The sequence below is a fragment of the Paraburkholderia sp. genome, from assembly GCF_034668105.1.
GTDB lineage: Bacteria > Pseudomonadota > Gammaproteobacteria > Burkholderiales > Burkholderiaceae > Paraburkholderia.
This window is the reverse complement of the sequence record NZ_JAXDPY010000017.1, coordinates 1-23417: the sequence shown is the minus strand read 5'-3', so window position 1 is coordinate 23417 and position 23417 is coordinate 1. Positions and strand designations below refer to the sequence as shown.

Annotated in this window: 15 protein-coding genes; 3 read left to right on the top strand and 12 right to left on the bottom strand. The window is 61.4% G+C overall.

The genetic code is table 11. The features are described 5' to 3' along the window. The 9 genes from QOC89_RS00850 to QOC89_RS00810 form a co-directional block, all read right to left on the bottom strand. Positions 1 to 526 (bottom strand): glycine--tRNA ligase subunit beta (locus tag QOC89_RS00850; protein WP_323043291.1); only part of this gene is annotated, 526 nt, incomplete at its 3' end. A gap of 15 nt (positions 527 to 541) precedes the next feature. Further along, positions 542 to 1549, bottom strand: coding sequence for a glycine--tRNA ligase subunit alpha (glyQ, locus tag QOC89_RS00845; protein WP_323043292.1), 1008 nt, complete (start codon positions 1547 to 1549; stop codon positions 542 to 544). A gap of 207 nt (positions 1550 to 1756) precedes the next feature. Next, positions 1757 to 2608, bottom strand: coding sequence for an FkbM family methyltransferase (locus QOC89_RS00840; RefSeq protein ID WP_323043290.1), 852 nt, complete (start codon positions 2606 to 2608; stop codon positions 1757 to 1759). A gap of 103 nt (positions 2609 to 2711) precedes the next feature. Further along, positions 2712 to 3083: a nuclear transport factor 2 family protein gene (locus QOC89_RS00835; RefSeq protein ID WP_323043289.1), complete on the bottom strand. Its 372-nt coding sequence runs from the start codon at positions 3081 to 3083 to the stop codon at positions 2712 to 2714. A 51-nt stretch (positions 3084 to 3134) separates the two neighbouring features. Continuing rightward, positions 3135 to 4376 carry a hypothetical protein gene (locus tag QOC89_RS00830; protein WP_323043288.1) on the bottom strand — a complete coding sequence of 414 codons (1242 nt, stop codon included), beginning with the start codon at positions 4374 to 4376 and terminating at the stop codon, positions 3135 to 3137. Beyond that, positions 4373 to 12538 carry a non-ribosomal peptide synthetase gene (locus QOC89_RS00825; protein ID WP_323043287.1) on the bottom strand — a complete coding sequence of 2722 codons (8166 nt, stop codon included), beginning with the start codon at positions 12536 to 12538 and terminating at the stop codon, positions 4373 to 4375. The genes QOC89_RS00830 and QOC89_RS00825 overlap by 4 nt, the downstream gene beginning before the upstream one ends. A 627-nt stretch (positions 12539 to 13165) precedes the next feature. After that, on the bottom strand, positions 13166 to 14776 hold the full coding sequence (locus QOC89_RS00820; RefSeq protein ID WP_323043286.1) for an FMN-binding glutamate synthase family protein: 1611 nt from the start codon (positions 14774 to 14776) through the stop codon (positions 13166 to 13168). A gap of 221 nt (positions 14777 to 14997) precedes the next feature. Then, positions 14998 to 16149: a tRNA 2-thiouridine(34) synthase MnmA gene (gene mnmA / locus QOC89_RS00815; RefSeq protein ID WP_323043285.1), complete on the bottom strand. Its 1152-nt coding sequence runs from the start codon at positions 16147 to 16149 to the stop codon at positions 14998 to 15000. 156 nt (positions 16150 to 16305) lie between these two features. Next, a complete protein-coding gene (locus QOC89_RS00810) occupies positions 16306 to 16788 on the bottom strand; it encodes an NUDIX hydrolase (RefSeq protein WP_323043284.1) in 483 nt (160 codons plus the stop codon). Between the two features lie 234 nt (positions 16789 to 17022). Between QOC89_RS00810 and QOC89_RS00805 the strand changes: the two genes are divergently transcribed. The 3 genes from QOC89_RS00805 to QOC89_RS00795 are packed head-to-tail and all read left to right on the top strand — an operon-like array spanning position 17023 to position 19977. Beyond that, positions 17023 to 18165, top strand: a complete 1143-nt coding sequence (locus tag QOC89_RS00805; RefSeq protein WP_323043283.1) for a Re/Si-specific NAD(P)(+) transhydrogenase subunit alpha — start codon at positions 17023 to 17025, stop codon at positions 18163 to 18165. 25 nt (positions 18166 to 18190) lie between these two features. Then, positions 18191 to 18523 carry an NAD(P) transhydrogenase subunit alpha gene (locus QOC89_RS00800; RefSeq protein ID WP_323043282.1) on the top strand — a complete coding sequence of 111 codons (333 nt, stop codon included), beginning with the start codon at positions 18191 to 18193 and terminating at the stop codon, positions 18521 to 18523. Further along, on the top strand, positions 18523 to 19977 hold the full coding sequence (locus QOC89_RS00795; protein WP_323043281.1) for an NAD(P)(+) transhydrogenase (Re/Si-specific) subunit beta: 1455 nt from the start codon (positions 18523 to 18525) through the stop codon (positions 19975 to 19977). Before QOC89_RS00800 ends, QOC89_RS00795 begins: the two co-directional genes overlap by 1 nt. Before the next feature lie 200 nt (positions 19978 to 20177). Here the strand turns inward: QOC89_RS00795 and QOC89_RS00790 are convergent, their stop codons facing one another. From QOC89_RS00790 to QOC89_RS00780, 3 genes are all read right to left on the bottom strand, one after another. Beyond that, on the bottom strand, positions 20178 to 20918 hold the full coding sequence (locus QOC89_RS00790; protein ID WP_323043280.1) for a YafY family protein: 741 nt from the start codon (positions 20916 to 20918) through the stop codon (positions 20178 to 20180). 66 nt (positions 20919 to 20984) lie between these two features. Further along, positions 20985 to 21368 carry a VOC family protein gene (locus QOC89_RS00785; protein WP_323043279.1) on the bottom strand — a complete coding sequence of 128 codons (384 nt, stop codon included), beginning with the start codon at positions 21366 to 21368 and terminating at the stop codon, positions 20985 to 20987. Between the two features lie 365 nt (positions 21369 to 21733). Then, positions 21734 to 23029, bottom strand: a complete 1296-nt coding sequence (locus QOC89_RS00780; protein WP_323043278.1) for a class I SAM-dependent RNA methyltransferase — start codon at positions 23027 to 23029, stop codon at positions 21734 to 21736. Between the last annotated feature and the right edge of the window lie 388 nt (positions 23030 to 23417).

Below are 23417 nucleotides of genomic sequence, written 5' to 3'. Positions count from 1 at the left end.
TCAGGCGATGCACCGGACGCACGAATTGCACGTTGGTGCCGTCCGGGCGCTGATACGTCATGACCTTCGGGATCGGCAGCTTGGCGAGCGTTTCGTCGAGCGCGGCTTGCAGGCCTTCGGCGAGCGTCGCGCCCGGTGCGGCGTAGCGCAGGAAGAACGCTTCGGCCTTGCCGTCTTGCGCGCGTTCAAGGTCGCTTACCGAGAAGTCGGGGAAGCCGAGCGCGGCCAGTTTCTTGGCGAGCGGCGCGGTGGGTTGACCGTCTTTGTCCAGCGCAACGGAAACCGGCAGCACTTTTTCGCGCACGTGTTTTTCCGGCGCGACCGAACGCACGTTCCTGATCGTGACGGCGAGGCGGCGCGGCGTCGCATAACGTTCGAACGACAGTTCGCCTTCGACCAGATCGCGCGCCGCGAGGCGCTGCGCAATGCCTTCGGCGAAAGCGTCGCCGAGGCGCGCGAGCGCTTTCGGCGGCAGTTCTTCGGTTAGCAGCTCGACGAGGAGGGTAGCTTGATGGGGTTGAGTCATTTCTTGATGTTCTCGTCAGTCCGGGTCGATCTTGCGTTCGATTTTGAGCGGCGGCACCCACGCGGGCATGGCGGCATCCTGCTCGTCGGTCGTGAGGCCGGGCACGCCGTGCACCGGATTGCCGAGCATCGGGAAGCCGAGCTTTTCGCGCGAGTCGTAGTAAGCCTGTGCGACCAGGCGCGACAGCGCGCGAATCCGGCCGATATACGCCGCACGTTCCGTGACGGAGATCGCCCCGCGTGCGTCGAGCAGGTTGAACGTGTGACCGGCCTTCAGCACCAGTTCGTAAGCGGGCAGCGCGATCTGCGCTTCGATCATGCGTTTGGCTTCCGCTTCGTAGCTGTTGAAGAACGTGAACAGCAGATCGACGTTCGCACGCTCGAAGTTGTAGGTCGACTGTTCCACTTCGTTCTGGTGGTACACGTCGCCATAGGTCAGGCGACGGATTTCCGGGCCGTTCGGGCCTTGCTCTTCCCACTCGGTCCAGACCAGGTCGTAGACGTTCTCGACTTTCTGCAGATACATCGCGAGACGTTCGAGACCGTAGGTGATTTCGCCCAGCACCGGCTTGCAATCCAGGCCGCCGACCTGCTGGAAGTAGGTGAACTGGGTCACTTCCATGCCGTTCAGCCACACTTCCCAGCCAAGGCCCCAGGCGCCGAGCGTGGGGTTTTCCCAATCGTCTTCGACAAAGCGCACGTCGTTCTGCTTCAGGTCGAAGCCGAGGGCTTCCAGCGAGCCGAGGTACAGGTCGAGGATGTTTTCCGGCGCCGGCTTCAGCACGACCTGGTACTGGTAGTAATGCTGCAGGCGGTTCGGGTTCTCGCCGTAGCGGCCGTCTTTGGGGCGGCGCGACGGCTGCACATACGCGGCGCGCCACGGTTCCGGACCGATGGCGCGCAGGAAGGTGTGGACGTGGGACGTGCCCGCGCCGACTTCCATGTCGATCGGCTGGAGCAACGCGCAACCCTGTTTGTCCCAGTAGGACTGCAGTGTCAGGATGATTTGCTGAAACGTGAGCATGAAGTGCCTTTCGGGCATGGGGCCGCGCCGTAAGCGCCGAAGCGCGCGGGCTGGCCGTGGAGCGAAGTGCTAAACCGTAGATTTTAACGGAAAGGGAGGGGGGTGTCCGTTTTGCGGGGGCGGAGGAGGAGTGGAGGGTTCCCCGAACGAAAAAAGGCCGCTGCGGGCGGCCGATTGTAGTTTGTCTTTCGGGAAGTGTCCGGGCGGCTAGCTACTCAAACTCATCAACGCATGCGTTGCCGAATCCGCATCCGTCACCTCCACAAACCCATCGATCTCCATCTCCAACGCCCGCGGCAGCGCAAGCATATTGCACGACAGCAGCCTGCCGTAGATATTCTCCGCGCGCCCAAAGAAATTCCCCGGATTGAACAACGGCGGCAAATGCCACCACATCCGATACTCCTTCGACCACAGCCACTCGATCAACGCCCGCGACCGGTCGAGCCGGTCGTTCTCCACGTAAATCACCGGCCGCGAGCGCGCGATGGTTTCCTCCGCGCCCAGCAGCGCGCTCAACTCGAACCCTTCCACGTCGAGCTTCAACAGCCCGACGGTATGCGAGCGCAGCACATCGTCGAGCCGCACGCACGGTACCGCAAGCGTGTTCGCCGCGGGCTCCGTCAACATAGGCACGCCGCCGAAGTTACCCGGCGCGTCATAGTCAGGCCGCGCGAAATGCAGCGTGCCCGCGCCCGCTCCGCACGCATACGGCCACGCCAGCACATTACGCAACTGATTGGCCGCGAGATTCGCGCACAGGTTCTGAAAGATCACCGGCTGTGGCTCGAACGCGACCAGCACCTGGCGGCGCGCCTGCGCCTCGCGTGCCAACGGAACGGTATGCACGCCGATATTCGCGCCGACTTCCACGACAATGCCCGGCCGCACCAGTAACTGTCGCAACACAGCAGATTCGAGTTCGCTGCATTCGCCGTATTCGATCAGCGCGCGGCCGAGATAGAAGTCGTTTGGATTGGCGAGCATCCAGCCATGACGCGTCTGAACGAGTCGAGTGTGCTCGCCGAGCGGCAGCGGAACAGAAGAGGGCGTGACCATGAACTTTGAGCGGGAACAGGATCACGCAAATGTACGGTCCGCCGCCGCCCTTGTATATAAGACGGAGTCTTAAGGATTCTTATCTTTCTGCAAGAACTCACCGTTAAGACCTAAGACTCCGCGCCGGTTTCATGATTTCCTGGCCAACGAACCAGACTTTTTCGATCTTTGTCGCACCCACTTGATAGATCGCAATCGCGTGACGGACTGAATCGTCGTTCAGAAAGCCCGACACACGTTCGCTGTCGATCACTATGTTGCCGTGCACGGCACGACTGACAAGCTCGGCCTTGAGCGATGGACTAGATTGGAACAGGTGGTGATACCGGGGGCGAAATGCCGAACCGGAACGATCCGTCATTTCCGCACCCGACGGGAACGCATAGACCCGTACCTCATCGACGTAGAAACCTAAAAACGCTTCCAGATCGCGTCGATTGTACGCAGCCAGTTGTCCCGCGACGATTTCTTCCACTACCATTCGAGCACCTCATCGATAACGTTTCAAAGATCCACGGAGTTTTCGTCACCGCGCCTCCCGCGGGCGTCTTGATGGAACCGAAGCGAGCGTCTCAGGCTGGCCGCCCCATAGAGCCGCGGCTATCAGCAATATCAATCCGACAAGCAGGCGAACCACGCCGAGTGATGCCGTTCTGGCCGCGTCGGTCAGCGCGATTCCAGCGATCTGTTCACCGAAACCGAACACGACGCCAAGATAAAACAACATGCTGGCGCGAATTTGTCCCACCGCGTGCGACGGGGCACGCCGCAGGATCTGCGCGTTGGTGTAATGAAGCCAGAACGCATTGACCAGAGTCAGCACGACGTAGATCAGCGCGTGGACCCTGACGTGCGACAGGTCGACCAGGGTGCCTAACAAGCCGCATGCGACAAGCGCCACAGAAAATAGGACCGCCGATGGCCTTGCCACGCTGGCACTGCGCAAGAGCGGCGCAGTGAGCCAGAAAGCCAAGCCGTAAAAAAACCACGATGCCGCGAAGCCGATTTGCACAGGAACGACGTCTTGCCTCTCGGCGATCGCGTAACCGTAGACCATCATTCCGGAAAGGCCGGTCAAAAAGCAGATCTGCACAAAGGACCACGGACGCAACGCCGGTAGCCAGAAGCTTCGGATAGCGCTCAGAAAAGCGCTCAGAATAGCGCTGCCCGTATTTCGCCATCGACATGCCGTCCAACTGGATTCATCCTCTTTTGCGTTCCCGCGACTGAAGAGGAAAACCACCAAACAGCCGGCAGTCAACGCGTCGATGATCAGGGCAGTGACCATGGAATGCGAAGTCCAGACCGGAATGAGCACGCAGATGATCGACGCGAAAACCATGGCGCCCTGGGGCGACGTGACCATGTGTGTGACCGCACCGCGCGAACCCGAGCCGCTGAGGTCCGCGAGCAGTCTGTAAGCCAGTATCGTCGTAGCGCCCACGATGATGAATCGCAGGCCGGTCCACGCCAGAACGAACGCGGAGGTGACACTGTGAGAAAAAAGTATTTTTCCAAGAAGTACGAGCGCGAGCCCCAATTGCGCCGCCTCCAGCAGAGCAAATTTCTGAATGACTCGCCCTCTGTCGGCCCATGTCCCCGCCAGCAGCGATCCGGCGACCATGGCGATCTGCCGCTCCATGCCCAGCAACCCTACCAGGCGGCTGGACTGGGCAACCTGATCGAAATACGGCACCAGCAACAGCCACATGATCGTCGAGCCCAGCGAGGCCACCAAAATCGACACGAACGTTGAGCGCACGTTCAACCCCTGGCTGCGGCAGCGGGCAACTGGTCGAGCAGACGCAACGTGGCCCGAACCGGGTCGTCCCCGAGCAACACGCGCAACGGAATATTGACGCCGCATTGTGCGCGTAGCGCGCTGACGATCCGCAGCGCCTCGAGCGAGTCCGGCTGGAAATCCAGCACGGCAGATCCGTCTGGGCTCTCGCCCGCCCTTTCCCGATATATCTCCACGAACACATGCCAGACGGCCGTCAGATTCACCGGTGCCCTGGTGCGCGGAAGTCTGCAGGGGACCGCGCCGTCGCGATCATAGTTGTCCGGCATACGGTCTTCGATCCTGGGTAACTCCGCAAGCAGGACTTCCAGCGGACGGACCGCGCTATGCGATTCGACCGCGTCGCCTTGCTGGTCCGTGTTCGCCAGGTCGCGCAACACGTTCCGGTAGATGTCGGCAATTGTCTCCAATGCATCCTGGCTCAGTACCTGCGCGGCCGCGTTGAAGGACAAGCGGAGTTGACCGGTAAATGGATCGACTTCGAAGGTCGTGAGCAGCGCGAAGTCCGCGTGTTCGAACCAACGGATGTCGCTGATCACCGCCGCGCCGGCGGAGCCTAAGCGGTCGCGATATGAACCGAATTCGACGAAGTTGAATCCCGTTTCGACTAGCCGCCGTCCGCCCTGGTCTCGTTGTATCGATGCATATGAATATCGACGATGAGGAAGCTGTTCGTGATCGAAGTGCTGAACATCCGCAATCAGTTCGTTCCAGTCGGCGCTCACCGGCACGCGCACCGGCAGGATGTTCAGGAACAGGCCGATCATGCGGTCCGCGTCGACATGCTCGGGGCGACCATGGGCGAAGACGCCTGTGGTGACATCCTTCTGCTGCGTGATTAGCGCCAGCACGCGCAGATGGGCGGCGAGGCACAGTTGGCGAAGCGTTACGTTGCGTCGGGTCGCGGATCGCGACAGGCGAGCGTGCACGCCTTCATCGACACACAGCGACGCCTCCGACCAGCGATGATAGGGGTCCTTCTCGGGAACCCGTGGCAGCTTGGTGTAGGGCGCGCCTTGCAGCCTGCGCATCCAGTAGCTTCGCGACTGCTCGTCGTGCTGAGCGTCGAGTTCGAGACGAACGTAATCCCGATAGGCCAATGTGCTCTGCTCCGCCGGTACCGGCGGCAGGCGAAGGGTGGCACGACGATAGTTGTCGAGCAGTCCGGCCATCAGGCGGGAGAAGCTCCAGCCGTCGATGATGGCGTGATGGAAGCTCACCGAGAAGTTAAATCTCTCCTCGCTCAGCCGGTGTACGAAAAAGCGCATCAGCGGTGCCGCGTTCCACTGAAATGCACTGGCTTTCTCAGCTTCAAACCATTGGTCGATCAGCACCTCCTGATAGGCTTCGTTGAGGTGGGCCATGTCGTGCACCGCAAGCGCAAGCGTTGCATTCTCGTGTACGAGCTGGAGCGGGCGCGAATAACCTGTCAGAGCGAACGACGTTCGCAGCACGTCGTGCTGGCGGACCATCTGCTCGAGCAGGCCGGCAAGCGCGAGCTGATTGAACGGCAGCTCGATCCGGTAGCTGATCAGGTCGTGAAAAGTGGCCTGTGCAGGGTCTAGCTTGGTATGGAACACCATACCAAGCTGTAGTTGTGTAGCCGGATAAGCGTCGACAACGCCCGCGGGAATGCGTTGCCGGTCCGCGGTGGAGAGCAGCCCGAAGCGCTCCATAGCCTGAAGGGACCCGTCCGCCTGCCGCGCTGCGCCGCTCCCAAGCGCGACGTTGTGATCAAACAGCTTGCGGATGGTCTGCAGTTTGAACAGATCGGCGAGTGCCACGTCGAACCCGTGCCGGCGCAGTGCGCCGACAAGACGAATTCCCTGAATGGAATCGCCGCCGAGCGCGTAGTACGTGTCGTCAATGCCGATCTCCTGTGTGCCGAGAACCTGCTGCCACGTCCGAACCATTTCCGCTTCGGCCGCTGTGCGAGGTGCGGCATGACTACGCGGCGAGCCGCCAGCGCCGGATTCGGGATTGGGTAGCGCCTTCAGGTCGGTCTTACCATTGATCGTCAGAGGCCAGCTTTCCATCTGCAGAAAGAACGAAGGCACCATGTAGCTGGGAAGCAGGGCCTGTAAATGATCGCGTAGCGCTTGCACCGCCACGGAACGCTCCTGTTTGACCACGTAGTAACTTGCGAGAGCCATATCGCCGTTGCTGCGTTTGAATGCAATCACCAGCGCGGAAGCAACCGCCGGGTGGTTCACCAGGGCGGCCTCAATGTCGCCGGTTTCGATTCGATAGCCATGAATCTTCACCTGAGCGTCCGCGCGCCCGACATATTCGATATCGCCGCCTGAAAGCCGACGAGCCATGTCACCCGACTTGTAAAGGCGCGCGTGCCGTCCACTTCCGGTCAAGTCGCGCTCGACGAAACGTTCACGAGACTGATCGGGAGCGTTGACGTAACCACCCGCGACGCCTGCGCCGGCAACCACCAGCTCACCCACGGTGCCGACAGGCAGCGGTTGAAGATGTTGGTCCAGAACGTAAAGCGCGAGGTCAGGAATCGGCGTGCCAATAAGGCTGCGTGAAGACTGAACATCCTCACGACGCACGGGCCGGTACGTCACGTGGACCGTGGTCTCCGTGATGCCGTACATGTTCACGAGGCGCGGCTTCTCGTCGCCGAACTGTCCGATCCAGTCAGCAAGCGGGGCGAAATCCAGCGCCTCGCCCCCGAAGATCACATAGCGCAGCGGCAGGTCGGCAGGGTTTGGACCGCAACGTCGGATCAATTCTCGCTGGTTATTGCGGAAGGCCGATGGCGTCTGGTTGAGGACCGTGACTTTTTTGGTCAACACGAGATCGACGAAGTCTTCCGCGGAGCGGCTTGCCCAATATGGCACGACGACAAGCTCGCCACCGTGAAGCAATGCGCCCCACATTTCCCAGACGGAGAAGTCGAAAGCGAAGGAGTGGAATAAGGTCCAACGGTCATGCTCGTTGAAATGGAACCACTGATCCGTCGCGCCGAACAAGCGCAATACGTTGCTGTGATTGACCAGCACACCTTTGGGCCGCCCCGTCGAGCCCGACGTGAAGATCACATAGGCGCTGCTTTGTGCGCCAAGCTCCGTGGCGGGGCGGGCATCGGCGCCGGCCGCGGCGATTGCCTCCAGTGCCGCCTGCGTGCCGGCAATGCACGGGCGCTCCGGCAGATCGGAAAGCACGGACTCGGTGCCGATCAGCAGCCGCGCCCCGGAGTCCGCAACGATTGTGGCGATCCGCTGGGCCGGATTGGCCGGGTCGATTGGAACATAGGCTGCGCCTGCTTTGATGACAGCCACAATGGAAAGTACCATCTCCAGATCGCGTTCCAATGCGATTGCGACCCGATCGCCAGGCCGCACGCTACATTGGGCGATATGGGCGGCCAGCGCATTGGCGCGCCGGTCGAGTTCGCGATAGGTCCATTCGCGTTCGCCACACGAAACGGCGATTCGATCACCATGGGCGACGACCATGGCTTCGAAACGGTCCCTGATATTGTCGTGACCCCCGAGCCCCGGAACGGTTTCCTGAGCCGGGCCGGCGAGGGCGGCGTCCCGCTCTTTCGCGGACAGCAGCATGTCATCGATCCATTTGCCGTCGCCATGGACGGCAAGGGCGGCGAGAGCGCGTCCGTAATAGTCAAGATAGCGGCTGATCTGTTCGGCACTGAACTGGTTGGGCGTGTAGCCCATTCGATATTCCCAGCCTTCCGAGAATGCGTTCCATCCCACGTACACGACAAGCGGGACATTGGTCTGCTCGAAATAGTCAACGGACTCGATCCTCGGCTCGTTCACCGCGGCGTCACGGTTGTGCACATGGAAGTTGGTGAAGTTGAAAATGACGTCGGATATTGCCGCGCTTCCCGCGACGCGTTGAATGGCGGCCAACGGGTACCAGCGATGCTGCTGCAGTCGTTGTTCGAGCGCGAAGCATTTTTCAGCCAGTTCTTTCCAACTGTCATTGACATTCAACTCGACACGGAAAGGCAGTGTATTGAGGAACATCCCGAGCGCCCGTTCGGCGCCGTCGGTTTCCGGTCGTCCATTCGTCACGAGCCCGGTCACGACATCGCGCCGGTTGCCGACAAAACCTAGCAGTCGGATGTGGGCGGCCAGAAATACACTCTTGAGTGGCACAGCCCAGTCGCGTGCGCGTTGCCGCAGGGCGTCGACCAACCGCGGATCGAGCGGGCGTCCCATGACAGCGACTTCCATCGACGTACCCGGCTTACCGGATTCGTCCGCCAGGCGAGGAAGTTCGAACATCTCGGCCGGACCCAGCAGGCCGCGCCAGAATTCAGCCTGTTCAGCGTCGGCCATAGCGTGTCGCTCCAACTCCGCATAGCGCTTTTGAGCCATCTGGGTCGCGTCAGTTGTGCTTCGCACGATGTCGCGGCTGGCGAGTATGTCGCCGTAGCAATTGACCCACTCCTCGAGCACGGATGCCACGCTCCATCCATCCAGAATGGCATGGTGAAATGCGAAGCCGACCACGACCTGGTTGGGCCCGGTGATAAAAAAGCGCAGCCGGTAGGCGGGACTTCTTGCCGGGTCGATCGGCGTGCGCTTTTCGTGTTCCACCCATTGACCGATGAGGTCCTGTCCGGGTGGACATTCGACGACCTCTACCGGCAATGCGGGGGCGCTCTCGATTACCATGCGCGGCTCGTCCCAGGTTTCTGTATCGAAACGTGCGCGCAGGGTGGGATGGTGCTCAGCAAGCATTCTCCACGCGCTCGCCAGCGCGGCTTTGTCGACTCGGGGCACCTCGACCCGATACCGGAAAATATCGTGATAGACAGGTATCTCCGGGTTGAGCCGGCTGTGATAGATCATGCCGATCTGGAGTTGGGAGGCCGGCCACGAATCCAGATCGCAATTGTCAGCGGGCGCTGTCCGGGCCGCCTCATGTTGTTCGTTTGTACGACGCGCAACGGCTGCCAGGTCGGCCAATCGATGATGTGAGAACAGATCGGCGATCGTGATCTCGTACCCGGCGTCGCGCATCATGGCAATCAAGCGGATACCGAGGATGGAGTCGCCACCCAGCGAGAAGAAGCTGCTGTTTCGACTCACGTCGCGGACATTGAGAATGTCCTGCCAGCAGCGGGCAATGCATTGCTCGTGCAGCCCCTTCGGCGGTTCCAGCCCATCGGCGTCCGCGTCGGCATGCTCACGAATGGGCGGGTTGGGAAGCGCTTTGCGGTTTAGCTTTCCGTTGGGAGTCAACGGCATGTGGTCCACCCGCATGAACGCCGACGGGACCATGTACTCCGGCAACTTCCGGGCGAGTCTGGACGTCAGCTCCGTCGCGTCGCATTCCGCCCCGGAGCGGTAATAGCCAACGAGTAGGGTGGCTCCGCTTGGTGCGATGAAAGGACGCACGGCGGCTTCTCCGCATTCAGCCGCTTCACGTAAGCAGGCTTCGATTTCGCCTAACTCGATACGGAGTCCGCGCAGCTTGATCTGGTCGTCGATACGTCCGAGATATTCAATTGCGCCGTCGGCCCGAAAACGCGCCAGATCTCCGGTCTTGTACAGCCGTGCATGTTTCTCGCCGTTGAATGGATCGTTCACAAAGCGTTCAGCAGTCAGTTCGGGGCGGCGGTGGTAACCGCGCGCGAGACACATGCCGCCGATATGGAGCTCGCCGGGCAAGCCTGCCGGTTGCGGATTTCCTGCCTCGTCGAGTACATAAAGCCGAACATTGGAGATCGGCTTGCCGATCGGCACAGCACCGTGGACGTCGTCCTGCGTGCAGTGCCAATGCGATACATCGATAGCGGCTTCGGTCGGTCCGTAGAGGTTGTGCAACTGCGCCGTGAACTGTTCGTAGAAAGTGCCGACCGTGGTTGCCGATAGTGCTTCGCCGCTGCTGAAAACAAAGCGGAGCCTGGGTAGCGGCCCAACTGCGCTGTCCAGGAATAGTTCGAGCATGGAAGGCACGAAGTGCGCAACCGTCACATTGTGTTTGCGAATCGTGTTTGCCAGCGCGGCGGGGTCTCGGTGCACGCCCGGCTCTGCCATGACAATTCCCGCGCCGTACATCAGCGGCCAGAAGAATTCCCACACCGAGACGTCGAAGCTGAACGGTGTCTTTTGAATGACCCGGTCAGTCGAATCGAGCGGGAACGCCTCCTGCATCCATGCCAGCCGATTGGCGAGCGGACCATGTTCGAGCAATACGCCTTTCGGCCGCCCGGTGGAGCCCGACGTATAGATCATGTAGGCCAGCGAGTCTTCTTCGATCGGCAAGTCCAATGGTGTAACCGGCAGGTCGGCGTGTGCCAGTACGCTGGTAACGTCGACGAGCATCGTGCGGGTATTGAGCGCATTCGCCAACTGAGCTTGCGTCAGGATCATGACCATGCCGGCGTCTTCGATCATGTAGTCGACACGCTCCGGCGGGTAGTCCGGGTCTAGCGGAACATAAGCTGCCTGTGCCTTGTGGATGGCCAACAACGACACCACCATTTCCACCGAGCGATGCATGAAAACACCGACGAGGTCTTGCCGGCCGACGCCTGCACGCCGCAGATGGTGCGCGAGTCGATTTGCGCGACACATCAACTCCTCGTAGGTCAGCTTTTCATCCCCGAACTCCAATGCGATGGCATGAGGCGTCTGTCTCGCCTGACGGTCGATCTCGGCCGTTACGGTTCGCTCCGAATAATCCCGGCGGGTTGCGTTCCAATCGTTATCGAGTTGCGCGCGTTCGGTCTCGGTGAGTATCGGAAGTGTAGGGATTGGCAGGTCAGCGTGTTTCGGCAACTGGCCGCACAGCTGTTTGAAGTGTCCGATCATGCGGCTGATCGTTGCGGCGTTCAGCAGATCCGTATCGTATTCGAGTTCGAAGAAAAGGCCGCCGTCTTTGGATTCCAGCGTGAGTTGCAGATCGACGCGCGCACCGGAGAGCGCAAACGGGACAGTTCGCGCGACCAGTTCCGGACCGAAATCCGAGGTGACGGGCTCTCGGGCCACTACGATTGAGCGAAGCCACGCGTCGCGATTCCTGTGCTCGGCGCCCTCGGACTGGGTGGAGACTGATTCGATGATATGGTTGAAATCGAGCCGCTGGTTCTCCAATCCCCCCACGACTGAATGCCGAACTCGCTCCAACACCATGGGAAAGTTGGGATTTCCACGCAGGTCGATGTGCATCGGCAGCGTATTGGCGAAGAAGCCGATGGCCGTCTGTTCGTTCTCGTGAATGCGCCGGGAGAAAGGGGCGCCGACAACAACGTCGGACTGACCGGCGTATCGACCGAGCAATACACCCCAAACGGCAAGAATGGCGACGAACTGCTGACCGCCGGCAAGCCGGAACAATGGTGCAAGCTCATGCTGCGACAATTCGAAGAAAGCAGTTTCGCCGCGGAAATTCCGCTTTGCCTGTACGTCGCCATCGTATGGAAATGGAAATTCCTTTGATAGACCGGTCAACCGTTCTTTCCAGTACCTGGCCTCAGCTCGACCCGCCATGGTGTCGGCGTACTCTCTATCACCCTCGGCAAATTGACGAATCGCTACCGCGCCGGCAGATGCAAGCGGTACCGACTCACCGCGCTGAACAAGTGAAACGTATCGCGCCGCCAACTCGCGGACGAGGACTAATTGAGAGCGGCCGTCCGAGATGATGTGGTGGCAGACGATCAGCAGCCTCCATTGGCTGTCCGCGACCTGAGCCAGTACCGCGCGCATCAGCGACGGTCTGGCCAGATCAAAGGGCTCGTCGGCCAATGCTCGCAAGCGCCGATCGACCGCACTGCAACCGTCAGTCTTCTGCAATTCGCGTAGATCCAGGCGATGCAGCTGTGCGAATACCTCGGCATACACTTGCCGAACCAGGCCCGCGGGCACGGACGTAAAGCCGGTACGCAATACTTCGTGTTGCACGACGAGTTCGCTCAGCGCGCGTTCCAACGCCTCCTCGTCAAGTCGGCCTTCAAGGGAGAGCAGCGTGACAACCTTATAGGGCGCCCGGCCGCGCGACAATTGCTCAATAAAGTGCAAACGTTCTTCCGCATGCGACGCCACGCTGGTCAGCAACCTTTCACCTGTTAAATTCGACGCGCTCATCAATGAAATCAACTCCAATACAATTAACTTAGATTCCTGTGCATTCAATTGCGCATAAAAGAGCCGTCTAACGGTCTCTTTATTTAAAGCAGGAATACCAAGATGCGTTTGTTCGACTTGAAAATGCGCCGGATCGAATCGGCACCGTGTATCAGCGATTCTCCTGATTCAGGTCAGAACATTTCGGATGAGTTCTTGATTAACCGGTTGAGCAGATCCGGGCTGTGGGGTATCAAGGCGTCTGAATATTCCGTTCAGTGTCCGACGTGATAGCGCCTGCAGGTAGCTATCACGTAGTGAATCACGTAGTGAACATTCGCACCGACTTCAAACGGTCCCCGGTTGCACCTGCAATTGCCGCAAGGCAGAGCATGCCAGTTAGCCTCGCCATATTCGGCGAGAGCGTGGTCGAGATAAAGTCTTGAATTGAATTGACGCGCATCCCGCCGCAGCGAATTCGGACGAGTGGCGTATGAGCGCCGAGAGCGGCTGCGGAGCGAGGTGGACATAACCATGAACATTAAGCGGGGCGAAAGACTCCGCTAATGTACGGTCCAGAACAGCGCTTGTATATAAGACGAGTTCTCAAGGATTCTTAACTTTCTCCCTGAACTCGTAATCCGCGTCTAAAAGCCGCGACGATCGGCACGTCAGCCGATCGCCGCTATAACCGATTTAAGTCGCCGCCAGTTCAACCTTCGGCGCAAACGAATCGCTCTGCGCCATAGGCCAATATTTTTCGTAAAGCGTATAGCGATAGTTGCCGTTCAGAAGATCATTCGGATCGAGATACTTCAACAGTTCGGACATCAGCTGCACCTCATGCGACGACACGCGCCGCACGATGTGATGCGCGCGCAGTTCCGCCGGATGCTTGAGCCCCGCCGCCTGAATGATTTCCTTCAGCGCATGCAACGTGTTGTGATGGAAGTTGAACACGCGGTCGGCTTTATCCGGCACCACCAACGCACGCTGACGCACCGGATCCTGGGTGGCGACGCCCGTCGGGCAGCGGCCGGTGTGGCAGGTCTGCGCCTGAATGCAGCCCACCGCGAACATGAAGCCGCGCGCCGCGTTGACCCAGTCGGCGCCGATTGCCAGCGTCTTCGTGATGTCGAACGCGGTAATCATCTTGCCGCTCGCGCCGATCCGGATGCGCTGACGCAAGCCGATACCCACCAGTGTGTTGTGCACCAGCAGCAGGCCTTCCTGCAACGGCACGCCGACGTGATCGGTGAACTCCAATGGCGCTGCGCCCGTGCCGCCTTCCGCCCCGTCGACCACGATGAAGTCCGGCAGAATCCCCGTCTCCAGCATCGCCTTTGCAATACCGAAGAATTCCCACGGATGCCCGATGCACAGCTTGAACCCGGTGGGCTTGCCGCCCGACAACATGCGCAAACGGTCGACGAATTCGAGCAGGCCGCGGGGCGACGAGAATTCGGAGTGAGTGGCGGGGGAGATGCAGTCGCGGCCCATCGGTACGCCGCGCGTCTCGGCAATCTCGGGCGTGATCTTCGCGGCCGGCAGCACGCCGCCGTGACCGGGCTTCGCGCCTTGCGAGAGCTTCACCTCGATCATTTTCACTTGCGGTTCGGCGGCCTGCTTCGCGAACTTCTCGGCGCTGAAGGTGCCGTCGTCGTTACGGCAGCCGAAGTAGCCCGAGGCGATTTCCCAGATGATGTCGCCGCCATGTTCGCGATGGTATTTCGACATCGAGCCTTCGCCCGTGTCGTGCGCGAAGTTGCCTTTCTTCGCGCCGAGGTTCAGCGCCATGATCGCGTTCGCCGACAACGAGCCGAAGCTCATCGCGGAGACGTTGAAGATCGACATCGAATAGGGCTGCTTGCGCTCCGGTCCGACGACGATGCGGAAGTCGTGGTTATCGAGCGTGGTCGGCGCGAGCGAGTGGCTGATCCATTCATGCGCGACGGCCTTGACGTCGAGCTCGGTGCCGTACGGGCGGCTGTCCACGTCGTTCTTCGCGCGCTGATAGACGATGCTGCGTTGCGCGCGCGAGAAAGGCTTCTCGTCGGTATCGTTCTCGACGAAATACTGGCGGATTTCCGGGCGGATGAATTCGAACAGGAAGCGGAAGTGGCCCCACAGCGGATAGTTGCGCAGAATCGCGTGGCGTTCCTGCGTCAGGTCGAACAGACCGAGCGCGACCAGCACCACCGGCACGATAATCCAGAACCACGCAAGATGATGCGTCGCGGCGAGCGCCGCACAGACGGCGAGCAGAACGGTTGCGCACCACATCGCCAGATAACGTCGAGAAAACATGGGGACTCCAGTGCAGTGAAGATCGTCACGCAGGGATCGTCGACGCCGTGGGCGCAGACGGAATCCGTCGCGAAGGAAACGAACAACTGCTTGTTATGGTGAAGCTAGCTGCGGCTCGAAGGTGAAACAGGTGGGTGAAGCGTGAAGATGGGTCAGGAAGGTGAAGCGCGTGCGGCGAGCTCGGGCGATGCTCAACGTTGCCGCACGACAAAACGCATGGCTCAGCGGGCGGTTAGCAACGCGGCCGATTGCGCCTCGCGCGCCGCGGGCTGCCCGGTCACCGCGTGTTCGATGATGCCGCCGCCGAGACACACGTCGCCATCGTAGAGCACCGCAGATTGCCCTGGTGTGACAGCCCATTGGGCGGCGTCGAAATTCAGTTCGAACAGGCCCTCGCCGGCCCCCGCCGCGCTTGCGCCGAATGTGCACGGCGCGTCCGCTTGCCGGTAACGCGTTTTCGCGCCGCACGCGAAACCGTCGGCCGGCGGCTCGCCTGCAACCCAGCTCGTATTGCCCGCGCTCAACGTATGGCTTAGCAGCCACGGATGGTCGTGGCCTTGCGCGACATACAGCGTGTTCGAGGCAATCTCCTTGCCGGCGACGAACCACGGCTCGCCGCTGCCGTCCTTGCTGCCGCCGAGGCCAATGCCCTTGCGCTGCCCGAACGTGTAGAACGCGAGGCCGATATGTTCGCCGACCACTTTGCCGTCGGTGGTTTTCATCGGACCGGGTTTGGTTGGCAGATAGCGGTTCAGGAAGTCGCGGAACGGCCGTTCGCCGATGAAGCAGATGCCGGTCGAATCTTTCTTCTTCGCATTCGGCAGCGCGATCTGTTCGGCGATCTCGCGAACTCTGGTTTTTGGAATCTCGCCTAGAGGAAACAGTGTTTTCGACAACTGCGCCTGATTCAGCCGATGCAGGAAGTACGACTGATCTTTCGTATGATCGAAGGCCTTCAGCAGTTCGAAGCGGCCGTTGTTCTCACGCACACGCGCATAGTGGCCGGTCGCGATGGTTTCCGCGCCGAGCGACATCGCGTGGTCGAGGAAGGCCTTGAACTTGATCTCGGCATTGCACAGCACGTCGGGGTTCGGCGTGCGGCCGGCCGAGTATTCGCGCAGGAATTCGGCGAACACGCGGTCTTTGTATTCGGCGGCGAAGTTGACCGCTTCGACGTCGATGCCGATCAGGTCCGCCACCGAGACGACGTCGATCCAGTCCTGCCGCGTCGAGCAGTACTCGCTATCGTCGTCGTCTTCCCAGTTTTTCATGAACAGGCCGACCACGTCGTAACCCTGCTCCTTCAGCAGCCACGCGGTAACCGACGAATCGACGCCGCCCGACATGCCTACTACGACTTTCTGCTTGCTCATAAGGTGCTCACTGGGTACTGCGTGACTTCGTTGATCGTGGGTTGACCGTGGTTCGGTCGCCTGGTTGGCCGCTCGTGACGGCTCAGGCTCGTTTATGACGGTTTAGGCCGGACTATGTCTGCCTATGCCGTGGCTGCGGCCGCTTATATCTGCCGCTTACGTCTGCTTATGCCCGACCGAATGCGTGTGCACGAAGTCGAGCGGAATGCGCCGCCTCGCGAGGTAATCGTCGAGACATTGCATGACGAGCGGCGTGCGATGCCGTTCGGGGCAGGCGCGCAATTCGTCGGCGCTCATCCACAGCGTGCGGACGATGTCGGGATCGAGCGCGCGTGCCGCGTCCGGTTCGGCGCTCGTGCCGCAATACGTGAAGCGCAGATAGGTCACGCCCTCACTGCCGGGCCGCTCGAAATGCGTCATATAGATGCCGACCAGCGCCTCGGGCGTGAACGGATGCGCGGTTTCCTCGAGCGTTTCGCGGATGACCGCTTGCAGAAGCGTTTCGCCCGCTTCCAGATGGCCGGCGGGCTGATTCAGGCGCAGGCCGTCGGTGGTATGTTCCTCGACGACGAGAAAGCGTCCGTCACGCTCGACGATGGCCGCAACGGTGACGTGCGGCGCCCAGGTTTCTGGTTTCATGGGTGCGCATTTTACCGTTTATGGGCTTGGGCTGCCCGGAACTGGGTGAGCGGCGGTGGGCGGCCTGCGGCCGGCCTCCTGCCAGACGCCCGCTGGGCCAGGAACCCCGGATTGTCCCCGATTTCTGCGCACCCCCCTGTTTCGGTTAAAGTGACGCGTTAGCCGTTGCAATTGCAAGCCGGCGTGCCTCGTCGGCGCATCTGTCGTAAAACAGGAAGTCGAGGAGGAGCAAAGATGCACATCGGAGTGCCAGCCGAGACGCGCGCGCACGAAACCCGCGTCGCCGCGACGCCCGAAACGGTCAAGAAGTATGTGACCCAGGGCCATCGGGTCACGATCCAGAGCGGCGCCGGCACCGGCGCGAGCTTTCCCGACGACGCCTTTACGGCCGCCGGCGCGGAAATCGTCGATGCGGCTACCGCATTCGGCGCGGATCTCGTCCTCAAAGTCCAGTCCCCGACCGACGCCGAATTGCCGCTGCTCAAGCGCGGCGCGACGCTGGCCGGGATGCTCGATCCTTTTAATACCGAAAACTCATCAAAGCTGGCGGCTGCGGGCGTGACCGCATTCGCGCTGGAGGCCGCGCCACGCACCACGCGTGCGCAGAGCCTGGATGTGTTGAGTTCACAGGCGAACATCGCCGGCTACAAGGCGGTGCTGCTGGCGGCCACGCTCTATCCGCGTTTTATGCCGATGCTGATGACGGCGGCCGGCACCGTGAAGGCGGCCCGCGTGCTGATTCTCGGCGCGGGGGTGGCGGGTTTGCAGGCGATTGCGACCGCCAAGCGGCTGGGCGCCGTGATCGAGGCGTCCGACGTGCGTCCGGCGGTGAAGGAGCAGATCGAATCGCTTGGCGCCAAGTTTCTCGACGTGCCGTACGAAACCGATGAAGAGCGTGAAGCCGCGCAGGGCGTCGGTGGCTACGCGCGGCCGATGCCGCCCTCGTGGCTGACGCGTCAGTCCGCCCTGGTGCATGAGCGGGCCAAACAGGCCGACATCGTGATCTCGACCGCACTGATTCCAGGCCGGGCCGCGCCCACGCTGATCTCGGTGGAAACCGTGCAGGCGATGAAACCCGGCTCCGTGCTGGTGGACCTCGCGGCGGGCCGGGGCGCTGAGTACGAAGGGCGGCCCGGCGGCAACTGTCCGTTGACCGAAGCGGATCAGGTCGTGATCAAACACGGCGTGACGATCGTCGGCTATACGAATCTGGCCTCGATGGTGCCCGCCGACGCGTCGTCGCTCTACGCACGCAACCTGCTCGACTTCCTCAAACTGATCGTCACGAAGGAAGGCGCCCTCAATATCGATCTCGCGGACGACATCGTCGCGGCCACGCTGCTGGCCCGTGACGGAGAAGTCACGCGCAAGACCTGAAGCGAACTTACATAGGAGCGCGGCGATGGAAGTCATCAACCACACCGTCATCAATCTGATCATCTTCGTGCTGGCGATTTATGTCGGCTACCACGTCGTCTGGAACGTCACGCCCGCGCTGCATACGCCGCTGATGGCGGTGACCAACGCCATCTCGGCGATCGTGATCGTCGGCGCCATGCTCGCCGCCGGCCTCACGCTGGGCACGCCCGGCAAGTTCTTCGGCACGCTCGCGGTGGCGCTTGCCGCGGTGAACGTGTTCGGCGGCTTTCTCGTCACGAGGCGAATGCTGGAGATGTTCAGGAAGAAAGAGCCGAAGAAGCTGCTCGCTGACAAGACGGCCAAGGAGAACGCGTAATGAGTCTGAACGTCGTCACGCTGCTTTATCTGGTCGCGTCGGTCTGCTTCATCCAGGCGCTCAAGGGGCTGTCGAATCCGAAGACGGCACGCATCGGCAATACCTTCGGCATGGCCGGGATGGCGATTGCCATTCTCACCACCATCGCGCTGATCATCAAACAGGCTAACGGTCTCGGCTCGAATCTCGGTTTGGGGCTCGGCCTGCTGCTGGTCGCGCTGGTGATCGGCGGCGCGATCGGTGCGTTTGTCGCCGCGCGCGTCGAAATGACCAAGATGCCGGAACTGGTCGCGGCGATGCACTCGCTGATCGGTCTGGCTGCGGTATGTATCGCGTATGCGGTGGTGTCGGAGCCTGCTGCGTTCGGGCTCGTCGATCCCGAGAACACCGCGCCGGGTTTCCTGCCGTACGGCAATCGGATCGAGCTGTTCATCGGTACGTTCGTCGGTGCGATTACGTTCTCCGGTTCGGTGATCGCGTTCGGCAAGCTGTCGGGCAAATACAAGTTCCGGCTGTTCCAGGGCGCGCCGGTCGTCTATGCGGGGCAGCACCTGATCAACCTGCTGCTCGCACTGGGGATGCTCGGTTTCGGCGTGATCTTCTTCCTCACGCAGGCGTGGCTGCCGTTCATCATCATGACGATCATCGCCTTCGTGCTCGGCGTGCTGATCATCATTCCGATCGGCGGCGCGGATATGCCGGTGGTCGTGTCGATGCTCAACTCGTACTCGGGCTGGGCGGCGGCGGGTATCGGCTTTTCGCTGAACAATCCGATGCTGATCATCGCGGGCTCGCTGGTCGGCTCGTCGGGTGCGATCCTGTCGTACATCATGTGCCGGGCGATGAACCGCTCGTTCTTCAACGTGATTCTGGGCGGTTTCGGTAACGAAGCGGGTGCGGCGGCCGCGGGCGGTTCGGCGGAACAGCGTCCGGTGAAATCGGGTTCGGCCGACGATGCGTCGTTCATGCTCGGCAATGCCGAAACCGTGGTGATCGTGCCGGGTTACGGGCTTGCCGTGGCGCGCGCGCAGCATGCATTGAAGGAATTGACCGACAAGCTGGTCGAGAAGGGCATCGAGGTGAAGTACGCGATTCACCCGGTGGCCGGCCGTATGCCGGGCCATATGAACGTGCTGCTCGCCGAAGCCGAAGTGCCGTACGACATGGTCTACGAAATGGACGACATCAACGGTGAGTTCGGCCAGGTCGACGTGGTGCTGGTGCTCGGTGCGAACGACGTGGTGAACCCGGCGGCGAAGAACGATCCGAAGTCGCCGATCGCGGGCATGCCGATCATCGAGGCGTATAAGGCGCGCACGGTCATCGTGAACAAACGGTCGATGGCTGCGGGTTACGCGGGTCTCGACAACGATCTGTTCTACATGGACAAGACGATGATGGTGTTCGGCGACGCGAAGAAGGTGATTGAGGATATGGTGAAGGCGGTGGAATAGCGGGCCTGGGTTGTCGAGGGCCTTGGCCAGGACAACCCTTCCTCACCGAACGCGCCGAACGCACCGCGTTGTCCGTGCATCTGACTGTACGCGACATAGCCGTCAATCGCCGCTGCGCGTCGAACGTCCAGACACACTGCCGAATCTCACCGCGAAGATGAGCGCTCGCGTCTCACAGACTCGCTGGTGCATCGGTATTCTTATCTCGCCTTTGCGTTCACATGCCGCAGCAAGTCTGCTAGCCGTCTGCCTTCCTGATCCGGATACGGTTCGAGCACTTGAAGAGTCTGAATCTTCTCGAGTCCGAAATTGCGGAAGTCGCCGCGCAATTCACACCACCCGCCGAGTGTCCAGCGCGCGCCCCAATACGCCAGCGCCAGCGGCCATACGCGCCGTTCGGTCGCCGCGCCGTTTGCATCGGTGTAGGCAAAGCTCACGACATGCCGTGCGTCGATTGCTCGATGCAGGACGTCCACTTTCGCTGAGAAATCCGCTTTGATGTGAAACGACGGCGCGAAGATCGCCAGACGTTCGAGCGTCGCCCGCTTGTCGGCGGGCATCGCCGACGCGATCTTTGCCAACGCGCCGCGCGCGCCGCTCGCGAAGCCGGCGCCGCCCCACGATTCGAGCATCCGCGCGCCGGCTGCGAGCGCGGCCAGTTCATCGGCGGTGAAGGTGAGCGGCGGCAGGCTCGCTGCGCGGCTCAATCGATAGCCGATGCCCGCTTCGCCTTCGATCGGTACGCCTGACAATTGCAGATCGCGCACGTCGCGATAGACGGTGCGCAGCGAGATGTTCAGCCAGTCGGCGAGTTGTTGCGCGGTGGTCAGACGCCGTCCGCGCAGCAGTTCGGCGATCTGGAACAGGCGGTCGGCGCGGCGCGTCATCGTGGGCGTCTTGTAGAAAAGAACGGGGACAGTTCCGCGATGATAGCGCCGCATGCCGCGCTCCGGTCGGCGTTCCGCGCGGGGGCTGCTGGCCGCCGCGCTGGTGTGCCGCGTGGCGTGTTAGCCGTTGGTCCGCGAATGCAGGCCCAGGCGATTGCCTTCCGTGTCGGTGAAGAACGCGATATAGCCGATGTCCTGCGGCAATTTGATCACCGGACCATCGGTCTTGCCACCGGCCTGTTCGACGCGGGCGAGGGTTGCGTCGACCGTCGGCTGCGCGTTCAGATAGACGAGCACGCCGTCGTCGGTCGGTGTCATCGACGGGCTATGAACGATCGCGCCGCCGGTAGCCGGTTCCTCGTAGCCGAAGATCGCGATCGGCTGGCCGCCGATTTCCTGACGATCCAGTTTGAGCTCGAGCGCGGCTTCGTAAAAGCGCACAGCGCGATCGAAATCGACGGACGGAATCTCGAACCATGCAACAACTTTGGATGATGCGGACATGACACTCTCCTGTGGATGGCGGTAAGCCGTGCAAAGCGCCGGATGGCGTGAGAAGGAGTGTGCGGGGGTGCTACTGACAGCGTAGTGTCAGTAGGGCTTGCAAGGGAAGCAAAAGGAACTGGCGGACGATGAGCGCGCGGGGCGCCGGTAGCTATGGCGGGATGGCGGAGACGGCAGAGCTGGTGTCGCGGGCGCGAACAGACGGGTGGAGAAGTCGGGGTGGCAGTAGGGTGGGCGAGGCCGGCTGATCGGCGAGGCACTGGCGAAAAAAAACCGCGAACTTGAATCCGCGGTTTTCTTCGATGCTGCTTTGCTTTGCTTTGCTTTGCTTTGCTTTGCTTTGCTTTGCTTTGCTTTGCGCCGGCTTAGGCCGCTGGCGTGTCGTTATTCTGCGGGCGCTGGCGCACACTGCCGGCGATCAGATCGAAGCGGAACAGCCGGCATTCGAGCGCGCCATTGAAGAGTGGTGTCTTGGTCGATTCACGCAGACGCAACTGACCGGGCAACTTGCGATCCGACGTCAGGATGAATGCGTGCCAGCCGGTGAAGCGCTGCTTCAGCGCATCGCCGAGCGATTGGAAAAATTCGCTATCCGGCGTTTCTTCCTGGGCGCGGCGGAAGCCGTCGTCTTCGCGGCCTTCACGCGTGGCGCGTCCTTCGCGGATTTCGCCGCGGGCGTTGCGGCCGCGCACTTCGATCCGTTCGCCATACGGCGGATTTGCGACGAGGATGCCGGGCTCAGCCGACGGCGCCGCCATGCCGCGCGCATCGACCTGCTTGAGTGGAATCGACGGCAGACCGGCGCGCTGGAAGTTCGCGCGCGCCTTGTCCAGCATGTCGCCAGAGATATCGCTGCCGAAGATCTGCAGATCGGCGCGCGAGTTGCGGGCGGCGTGCCTGGCGTCGAGCGCGGCGGCCTTTAGCGTTTGCCAGGTCTTGGCGTCGAATTGCTTGAGCTTTTCGAAGCCGAAGCGGCGTTCCGCGCCCGGCGCGATATTCAGCGCCACTTGCGCGGCTTCCGCGAGGAAGGTGCCGCTGCCGCACATCGGGTCGTACAGCGGTGTGCCGGCCGTCCAGCCGGTCAGACGCAGGATGCCTGCCGCGAGATTTTCGCGCAGCGGCGCCGCGCCTTTGTCCAGGCGCCAGCCGCGCTTGAAGAGCGGATCGCCGGAGGTGTCGAGGTAGAGCGTGCAATCGGTGGCGGTGAGGAACGCGAACACGCGCACGTCGGGCATCGCGGTGTCGATGTTTGGACGCGCGCCGCTCACTTCACGCAGACGGTCGCAGATTGCATCTTTGACGCGCAGTGTTGTGAATTCGAGGCTGCGCAGTGGCGATTTGATCGCGGTGACGTCCACCCGCAGGGTTTCGTTCGCCGAGAACCACTGCTCCCAACGCTGTTCGAGCGCGAGCGCGTAGACGTCCTGTTCGCTGCGGTACGGCCGATGCGCGATTTTCAGCAGTACGCGGCTTGCGAGCCGTGAGTGCAGATTGGCGGCCATGCCGGCGGCCCAGCCGCCGCGGAAATGCACGCCGCCGGGCACTTGCGCGCCGGCTGTGAACGGCGCGCCGTTCAGGTGCTTCGCGGCAATTTCGGCGAGCTCGGTGGCGAGCGAGGCTTCAAGGCCGCGCGGACAGGGAAGGAAGAAATCGAAGGACATTGAGGTTGCCGGAAGGCGTTAGACAAGGGGGTATTGTACGCGGTCGGCGTGGGGGCTTTGTTCGGTTGCCGTCGGGGGTGGGGTGGTTGCCTGTTCGGCGCTTATTGTCTGATTGCCTACGGCGTTGGGCTTTTCTTGAAGTGGTTGCCTGCGCGCGCTTGTTTGCATTGTGCTTTTACGGCGTTGGCCTTTCCTTGCTTTGTTATTGGTCTATTAGCGTCGCCCCTGTGCGGGGCGGGCACCTACTTTTCTTTGCCTGCCGCGTAACTATTCAGCGCTTGTAAACTGCTACCAGGTTGTGCATAGTGAAGGACATGACGAAGATGCCCGACATCAAGGATCTGACACCGGAGCAGAAGGACGCACTGATCGTTGATCTGGTGAGGCG

What these genes read in the sequence shown, in the direction of transcription:
- glyQ (WP_323043292.1), bottom strand. Translation starts at nt 1,549, where the DNA reads ATGCTCACGTTTCAGCAAATCATCCTGACACTGCAGTCCTACTGGGAC.
- QOC89_RS00840 (WP_323043290.1), bottom strand. Translation starts at nt 2,608, where the DNA reads ATGGTCACGCCCTCTTCTGTTCCGCTGCCGCTCGGCGAGCACACTCGA.
- QOC89_RS00820 (WP_323043286.1), bottom strand. Translation starts at nt 14,776, where the DNA reads ATGTTTTCTCGACGTTATCTGGCGATGTGGTGCGCAACCGTTCTGCTC.
- mnmA (WP_323043285.1), bottom strand. Translation starts at nt 16,149, where the DNA reads ATGAGCAAGCAGAAAGTCGTAGTAGGCATGTCGGGCGGCGTCGATTCG.
- QOC89_RS00810 (WP_323043284.1), bottom strand. Translation starts at nt 16,788, where the DNA reads ATGAAACCAGAAACCTGGGCGCCGCACGTCACCGTTGCGGCCATCGTC.
- QOC89_RS00805 (WP_323043283.1), top strand. Translation starts at nt 17,023, where the DNA reads ATGCACATCGGAGTGCCAGCCGAGACGCGCGCGCACGAAACCCGCGTC.
- QOC89_RS00800 (WP_323043282.1), top strand. Translation starts at nt 18,191, where the DNA reads ATGGAAGTCATCAACCACACCGTCATCAATCTGATCATCTTCGTGCTG.
- QOC89_RS00795 (WP_323043281.1), top strand. Translation starts at nt 18,523, where the DNA reads ATGAGTCTGAACGTCGTCACGCTGCTTTATCTGGTCGCGTCGGTCTGC.
- QOC89_RS00790 (WP_323043280.1), bottom strand. Translation starts at nt 20,918, where the DNA reads ATGCGGCGCTATCATCGCGGAACTGTCCCCGTTCTTTTCTACAAGACG.
- QOC89_RS00785 (WP_323043279.1), bottom strand. Translation starts at nt 21,368, where the DNA reads ATGTCCGCATCATCCAAAGTTGTTGCATGGTTCGAGATTCCGTCCGTC.
- QOC89_RS00780 (WP_323043278.1), bottom strand. Translation starts at nt 23,029, where the DNA reads ATGTCCTTCGATTTCTTCCTTCCCTGTCCGCGCGGCCTTGAAGCCTCG.